The 7288-nt window shown below is 62.8% G+C and carries 8 protein-coding genes, 1 rRNA gene and 2 pseudogenes; 3 read left to right on the top strand and 8 right to left on the bottom strand.

What is annotated here, in order from left to right:
• Positions 1-617: 617 nt before the first annotated feature.
• Positions 618-734, top strand: a 5S ribosomal RNA gene (rrf, locus tag ACLJWH_RS41775).
• Between the two features lie 52 nt (positions 735-786).
• Positions 787-1068, top strand: a pseudogene (locus ACLJWH_RS41770) (hydrolase); the annotation flags it as partial.
• A 162-nt stretch (positions 1069-1230) separates the two neighbouring features.
• On the opposite strand, the gene ACLJWH_RS41765 reads toward ACLJWH_RS41770, so the two are convergent.
• The 3 genes from ACLJWH_RS41765 to ACLJWH_RS41755 form a co-directional block, all read right to left on the bottom strand.
• Entirely contained in the window at positions 1231-1473 is a 243-nt protein-coding gene (locus ACLJWH_RS41765; protein WP_411147043.1) for a hypothetical protein, read from the bottom strand.
• Positions 1474-1665: 192 nt separating this feature from the next.
• Positions 1666-3096, bottom strand: a complete 1431-nt coding sequence (locus ACLJWH_RS41760) for a hypothetical protein (protein ID WP_411147042.1) — start codon at positions 3094-3096, stop codon at positions 1666-1668.
• Positions 3097-3102: 6 nt separating this feature from the next.
• A complete protein-coding gene (locus ACLJWH_RS41755; RefSeq protein ID WP_411147041.1) occupies positions 3103-3747 on the bottom strand; it encodes a hypothetical protein in 645 nt (214 codons plus the stop codon).
• A gap of 197 nt (positions 3748-3944) precedes the next feature.
• On the opposite strand from ACLJWH_RS41755, the pseudogene ACLJWH_RS41750 reads away from it, so the two are divergent.
• A pseudogene (locus tag ACLJWH_RS41750) lies at positions 3945-4244 on the top strand (transposase); the annotation flags it as partial.
• A gap of 30 nt (positions 4245-4274) precedes the next feature.
• On the opposite strand, the gene ACLJWH_RS41745 reads toward ACLJWH_RS41750, so the two are convergent.
• From ACLJWH_RS41745 to ACLJWH_RS41725, 5 genes are all read right to left on the bottom strand, one after another.
• Positions 4275-4799, bottom strand: coding sequence for a transposase (locus ACLJWH_RS41745; RefSeq protein WP_411147040.1), 525 nt, complete (start codon positions 4797-4799; stop codon positions 4275-4277).
• A gap of 204 nt (positions 4800-5003) precedes the next feature.
• A complete protein-coding gene (locus tag ACLJWH_RS41740; protein ID WP_411147039.1) occupies positions 5004-5324 on the bottom strand; it encodes a holin in 321 nt (106 codons plus the stop codon).
• Complete coding sequence (locus tag ACLJWH_RS41735; RefSeq protein WP_411147038.1) at positions 5321-5614, bottom strand: hypothetical protein; 294 nt, start codon at positions 5612-5614, stop codon at positions 5321-5323. The genes ACLJWH_RS41740 and ACLJWH_RS41735 overlap by 4 nt, the downstream gene beginning before the upstream one ends.
• A complete protein-coding gene (locus ACLJWH_RS41730) occupies positions 5614-6021 on the bottom strand; it encodes a hypothetical protein (protein WP_411147037.1) in 408 nt (135 codons plus the stop codon). The genes ACLJWH_RS41735 and ACLJWH_RS41730 overlap by 1 nt, the downstream gene beginning before the upstream one ends.
• Positions 6021-7124, bottom strand: a complete 1104-nt coding sequence (locus ACLJWH_RS41725) for an N-acetylmuramoyl-L-alanine amidase (protein ID WP_411147036.1) — start codon at positions 7122-7124, stop codon at positions 6021-6023. The genes ACLJWH_RS41730 and ACLJWH_RS41725 overlap by 1 nt, the downstream gene beginning before the upstream one ends.
• Between the last annotated feature and the right edge of the window lie 164 nt (positions 7125-7288).

Here is a 7288-nt window from a genome sequence, read left to right as displayed (position 1 = left end):
AACGTCGGTCAAACCGCCGCCCTGCGCATATCTCACAGCTCACAGCTGCCGGAGCCATCCACGAGCCGTCAGGCAAACAGCCCGACATCACCCAATCAAGTTCAGTAGCGAGGGTGGTGGCAGTCGTGCTCTGCTGGGGAGCCGCGGTCGGGCTGTGGGCCGTGCAGCCTCGTGAATCCGTCGGCGTACAAGTCCAGCCCGTAGCGACAAAGAGCAGTCACCCGACACCAAAAGCAAAGGAATCTCTCCCCCCCTTCCGGCATGAATGAAATTCCCTCGGAAGAGGGTACGGGTGACACACCCTCGGAAGAGAGCACGGATGAAATCCCCTCCACATTCGAAATCCCACAAAACTGAAATCGCTTCAACAAGCGCCGAGAACCGGACGTGGTCAGTTACAAATCGGAAGACAGTAGAGCGAGCCGACTGACTGTTTTCTCGGTAGCGGAAGCTACTCTCTCCGAATCGATGAAAAATGCTTCAGATTTCGCCAGGAAAAACAAGGAGAAATATAAATTAACTAATAGGCTGAGGGCTTGCCCTCAGTTGCTCGCGTCCACTGTGTAGGTTCTGAAGTAACGACTTGCGTGTTGCCGGGTTGGTTAACTTCATAGTGCTTCGGTGGTCATTGCGTTAGGGAAACGCTCGGTTACATTTCGAACTCGGAAGCTAAGCCTTTCAGCGCCGATGGTACTGCAGAGGAGACTCTGCGGGAGATTAGGACGCCGCCGAACAAATTGTGTGAATAGCCTCGTCTGGGACTTCGGTCCCGGGCGGGGCTATTCTCGGGATTACATGGGGGCCGCCGTGCACCGCATTCACGACACGGTGTGGGAACGGTCGGGTAAGCGGCTGCCGGACGATTTCGACGAGAGTTTCCACGTCCGGATCTTCGAAGCGTTCCGGAGCCGACTCAAGCCGGTGTCCGGCGTCCAGGACGTGCTGGAAAAGCTGGCAGTCGACGGCACAGCGTTCTGCGTCGGCTCGTCGGGCAGCCATGAGCGGATCCGGGTGGCACTGCGCACGACCGGTTTGTTCGAACGGTTCGGTGACGACCGGCTTTTCTCGGGCTGTGCCTTTGCGGGCGGTCCTCGGTGCGATGCCGCGGGCCCGGAGAAGCGGCGGTAGGTGTCGTGGCCGCGGTCGGCGAACAGGTTGTGGATGGGAGGGAAACGACCCCGGCGGCCTACGGCCGCCGGGGCTTCGGTGGTCATGGTGTCGGGTACGTGTTCATTGTGTCGGGTACGTGTTCATTGTGTCGCGGCGGTAATCGGTCACCACGGCGCGGGTGAATGACTCGTCGACGATGCTCTTCTGTCCGGCGTAGGCTGCGATCAGAGACTGCCAGGCGGTGTCGTTGACGGAGCGGGGCAGACCGCGGCTGGTGGAGTGGATCAGCTCGATCGCGTCCTCACTTTCACCACCACCGTGCGGATAACCGAACGTTCGCCGCCCGCGATCCCGATGCCGCATGGCTCAGGGAAATACCAGTTGCCCCGGCGGAGATGCTCTGACCGAGTCGCGAAACGGGCAGAGCGCACCGTTACTGCTCCGGCGACCACGATTGCGGGCAGCTACGACAGGCAACTTTGTCCTCCGGGCCGGGAATAGGGGTACCGACGCTGTCCTCTGCATGTGAATATTGGGTTCCTGTCCTGGTATAGGTCAGCTCAACATTCCCGCCTGGCGATCCAAGCTGCGGCCACTCAAGCTTTGAGGAAGAGAGACGAACGCCATACTAAATTTTCCGGTCGATGCTTGGACGACCAGGGCCCCACCGGTAGGTTCATACCCGAATTCGAGACGAACCAGCCGGGGATTCAATACGTCCGGAACATCCGGCGCTTCATGGTCGAACAGGACCATCACATCGGTGAGTGCGATACCGGGGGCGTCGGTCGTGGCCGTGAAGATCCAACTGCCGCCGGAGGTCCAGGTGCCGACCACATCAAATACGGCACCATCCCCCAACTGCCAGTCCGCGTCGATGGAGGCAGTAACCTTGCCGGCTTCCTTCGCTACGCGCAAGCTCACCTTGGAGAGCTTTAGGCCCTCGACAACCATCAAGTCGCTATCGAGTGTGAGATCGAGTGCGTAGTCCGGGTTGCTGCCCATTTCGGCAGATACGATCAGACGACTGACAGCGAGGCTGCCAAGAAGCGGAATATCACCGAACATCTGCTTGAGAACCGTCCCGACCTCCAAGCGGTTGGCCAGATTCCCTTGGATTGACATCCTCGGAAGCATCACGGTGACATCAACTTGAATCTCGTCAGCCAGTTCGACACGGCCGCCGAGAACGGCAGAAACCTTTGGCTGGTCCAAAGGGGTGGTGACAGTGAAGGCGGCATCCAGATTTTCCAATTCCAGGACGCCAGGCAAGGCTTCCCATCGTCCAGCCAGTTTCAGTCCGATCCCCAGCGTCAGCCATTGACCTTCTCCACCGGATGCCGCGTCGGCGGGTATGACGTCAAATGCAAGCGAGTTCAGTGTCAGATCGCCGGTTCCAATGTTAACTGGAAGGGCGAAGCTGCCGTCGGAGATCTCACGCAGGTCATCAAGTCCACTGAGCGGGACGTCGTCGAACGCCCCGAAGAAGTTCCAGGTCTCCCCCTCTTCTGTCGGCGGGTACGCCCACACGTACGGGCGCGGGTTAGTGTCTCGCTTAGGAAACAGCAGCTCGATACCGAGCCCCACACGGGCGCCTCCATCCGGCTCAATACCGAGGACCTGATGCAGCGGGCCGAGCCCGAGCCGCGCTAGCGCGGCAGGAATGCCAGCAAGCTCGGCTGGCAGGCCGGGGCCGTCCGGCAACAGCAGCACGTCGATGCGGATACCCTCAAGATATTCTCCACCGCGGTCGGCGAGAAAGGCAACGCGAGCGTCGGAAGGGTCCTGCCCGACGATCGGGACGGATCCCTCAATGACCAGCGCTTCATCGTCTACGGACTTCTTGTCCACACGCAACAGTGCGTCCGGGAAGAATCTGGTGAAGAGCTCGGCGGCTTGGTCCAGCTGAAGGAAGTCCGGCGAGACTTCAAGCAGGGGGTCGGGTGTGTTTATTGCAGCTTTAAGGTCAGCGATACTCAGCGGCATGATTCTCTAAGCCTTCCACTGGAAAGGCGGTCGAACTAATTTCCCCATTAGTTTCTTCTCTTCAAAAGTGAATTCCGACTTCTTCTTGACCGGCCACTCCGCGACGGGCTTTCCGTTCACCTGCTTTATCCATGCAGTGGGGATGTCGGTAAAGAAGGTGACCTCGCGCGTGCCGGTCTTGTGTCCGAAGCCGAGAACGGATGATCCTTCGATGTTCTTTGCGTTGAGAACAACGTAGTCGTCGTCGATCGCCTGAGGATTGCCGATCCAGTCGACTTCCTCGCCGATGGTCAGATTGCTTCCCCAGCGGAATGCTCGTGCATCAGGGATTTCGATCACATAGTTGAAATCATCTGCGTATGCCCCCTCCTTGGTTGCGGCAGTTGCAATTGCGTAAACCTTCCCTGACGCCCTTAGAGTTTGCGCGAAGGCCTGAACCTTCTTCTTGGGAAGCCCCCCCTCTTTGTTAACTTCGTCTTTTATGGCTGACCATACTTGAAGGATGAGAGCATTCCTGGCTTCTGCTGCTTTGGGCTTCGGTATCGGCCCTCCTGGCAGAGGGTCGCGAACGGTCAGTCCATCACACAAGCGCAGTTCAGGCCTTCCCCAGCGATCACCTTTCTCACCCCGGTAGCAAATCAAGTTGGGCATGTGGAAACCTTTCGATAGCTGCGCCGATGGCGCACGTCATGTCCTGCATTGACTCCAGGACCTCATAGAGAGATTCGTCCGGCGGGGCCGGGGGTCCTAGACGGCGGATCCGGTGATCAAGGTGATGCCTGATGAGTGAGACCATCACCGAGCAAGAGGCCGTAGAGGAGCCGGTCGGCGAGTCGGCCGCGGAGGCGATGCCGGACGAGCAATTGATCGGGATGCTGGTCGACCGTGCCCGGTCGGACGGGTTGCAGCTGACCGAGGAGGGCGGGCTGCTGCAGCAGCTGACCAAGCGGGCGCTGAAGTCCGCGCTCGAGGACGAGATCACCGATCACGTCGGGTATGACGACGCGGCGGGGCGGAACAGCGGCAACAGTCGCAACGGCACCCGCGCCAAGACGGTGCTGACTGACGTCGGCCCGGCGGAGGGGAAAGTACCCCGAGACATCGCCGGCACCTTCGAGCCACAGCTCGTCAAGAAGCGGCAGCGGCGAGGGCCTTTGCCCCGAGTCCAGGACACGGGTTCAAGGCCCCAACAAGATCAGCCGTTGATTGGACAGACCACACACGGCCCTGGCCAGTAGGCGTACCGCCAACGGCACGCACCAGGCGGAAGGTGTCGCGCAGCAGGTGGACGACGCGGCGCTGCACCCATGCACGCGGCCAGACCGCGCGTACACGCCCCACAGGCCGGGCACCTCCGTGCTCCCGTCGCCGAGGCCCCAGGCAAGGTAGACGGGTCGGTTGGCTAGGCGCTGCTCGCGCATCTTGACGTGCAGGGCGTCGAGAAAGATCACGGGATAGGAACGGGTCAGGGGGCGGTTGCACCAGGAGACCATCTCGTGTCGGACCCAGGAGGTGATGGCGGAGACGGTCGGGTGAGAGATTCGGGTGCCCCACACCCGGGCGAGGTGACGGGCTATCTGACTGGCGGTCAGGCCCTTGCCGCCGAGTGAAATGACGGTGATATCGAACTCGGCCAGGCGGCGCTGCCACCGTTGGATGATCCGCGGTCGGAAGATGCCCTCGGGGACGAAGCCGGTGCTCACGCTCCCGACCGATCCCGTGGCGGGCCGCGGCACCAAGCTCCACCTGGCCTGCAACGGATGTGTCCGCCCGCCCGCGTTCGTCCTGTCGGGAGGCAATACCAACGACTGCGGCTGCTTCGGAGGGCGCCATGGGCGCGGTCGGCGTGCCCAGGGTCGGGGCGGGGCTGTGACGGCCCCGCCCCGACCAGATCATCGTCGACGAGGCTACAGCTCCCGCTGGTTCCCTTCCGATCCGCCGCCGTGCCCACGCGGGGCCACATCAACTCCGGCGGTGTCACCCACAACACCAGACCTCACCAGAACCGCTCCAGCATCGGGGTCCACGCCGCAGAACGGCCTGTTCGCGGTGGCGATGGTGGTAAGGAAGGAGAGGACGGCGGCCATCCCGGCGGTGGAGAGGGCGTCGGTCCAGGGTGCGTCGAGGAGACCGAACGCGCCGGCGCCGAGGACGGCGAGAAGGGCCTGGGCGAAAGTTTTGATGGCGCGTTCGGCGGCGGTGGCCCAGAAGGCCTTAGTGATCATCATGGCACCTCAGGGTGGTGAGACTGAAGGATTCGGGGGTCGCCGGGCGGCAAGGCAGGTTCGATACCGGCGACGATGAGCTGGTATTCGAAGGCCGCTGAGCGGCGGCGGTAGAGCTCGACGAGCTGCTGTAGGTGGCTGACGGTCTCTTGCAGCTCGTCGCGGGCCTGGCGCATGTCGCCGACGAGCTCGCGGCGTTCGCGGTTGGTGCTGTCACGGGCGGCCCGCATGCCCTGGACGAGAGCGGCTAGAAAGGCGGCGCCGCCCGCACTGAAGATGATGTCGAAGACCATCACCGCTTACCCCTTCGGAGTGTGCGGGTGTACAGAGTGACCAGGCCCATTCCGCTCCACCAACGCACGCCCAAATTGGCGGCATAGGCGGCGACGAGGGCGACAGAGGGGTAACGGTCCAGGGATGCCTGCGCGAAGCAGTAGGCGACCAAGACGCACACGATCAGTGGCAGTCCGATGTTTTGCAAGAGTATGTCGCGGCGAGTCACGGCTCCCAGACTCAGCAGGCCGCCAACGGCCAACAGGACGTTCCCGATGGTGTCGGTGGTGCCGCCCTGCCACATCCGCAGGACGGAGGGCACCGCGATGCCGACGGTCCCGGCCGCGGCCAGGGTGCCGTACTCGACCGCACGGCCGATCCTGCGCAGGGCGTGTGCGCCCCGATCGGCGTGGCGCGAGCTGGACATCACAGGCCGTAGGCGAGTTGGAACAGCTTCTTCCAGCCCTTCGGGCCGATGGATGGGTCGTCCGGCTTGTCTGCGGAGTTCAGGCCGTACTTTTTGTTGAAAGCGGCGACAGCGGCCTGGGATTGAGGGCCGTAGGTGTCGACGATCTGCACCGAGGTATCGAGCCAGCCGGCGGCCTTCAGCACGATCTGAAGGTGCTTGGCCGTCGGGTCCTCCCTGCCCGGGGCGATGCCGGTGGGGAACGACGCGGCCAGCAGACCGCGCAACTGCTTCGGCCCCGGTACGCCGTCGCAATAGACGGCGGCGTCACCGAGCTTGTGCTGCCACTTCTGGAAACTGCGGGTATCGGCATCCGTCCAGGTCGGGCCCGGACCGGAGGTGTATGCGGAGCAGCCCTGCGCAACCAGGGCCTTGCCGACGGCGGTGACATGAGCGCCCTGGGCACCGTAGCCGTATGCCAGGCCGTCGATGGTGACCCGCTTGCGCGACGGCGCCGCTCCCCCACCGCTGGAGCCACCGGAGTCGGACTCGTTGGAGCCGCCACCGATCGGCTTGCCCGCCAGCACCTTGGCGACGTCCTGCCGGAAGGCGGCCATGGAGAAGGAGGGGTCGATCTTGCCGATCTGCCATTCCTTGTGGCCGATCACGCTCTTCTCGTTCCAGCCGTGGTGGCGGCACAGCGCCGCCGCCCACCGCACAGCGGCCTCGTACTGGGCCCGGGGCCAGGGGTCCTTGCCATCGCCGAGGTTCTCCAGCTCGATGCCGTAGAAGTGGCTGTTGCCGTCGGTGTTGTTGCTGGTGGGCTGCGGCGAGTTCTGCTCAGCCATGACGGCGTCCAGGACTCCTCGGTCGCCCTTGCCCGCGTGGTTGGCGCGCCCGTTACTGATCAAGTAGATCGTGCCGTCCTTGGCACCCATGGCATGGCACAGCGGACCGGGCAGCTCGCTGTAGCCGTCATAGACGATGCCGAGGGTGGTGTCAGTGCCCCGGGTCACGGTGTGGTGGATGATCACTCCGTTCACCGGCCCCCAGGCGCCTTTGTGGTTGCGGTTGTGGCTGCGCCAGTTCTTGTACTCGACGGTAGCGACACCCTCCTTCTTCAAAATGGCAACTAACTGATCGCAATTAACTGGAGTGGCCATGGCCACGCCCCTTCCCACTACTGAACTTGATTGGGTGATGTCGGGCTGTTTGCCTGACGGCTCGTGGATGGCTCCGGCAGCTGTGAGCTGTGAGATATGCGCAGGGCGGCGGTTTGACCGACGCC

Source organism: Streptomyces sp. x-80, assembly GCF_046549095.1.
In the GTDB taxonomy this organism is placed as follows: Bacteria; Actinomycetota; Actinomycetes; order Streptomycetales; family Streptomycetaceae; genus Streptomyces; species Streptomyces celluloflavus.
This window is presented reverse-complemented; position numbering and strand designations above follow the sequence as displayed.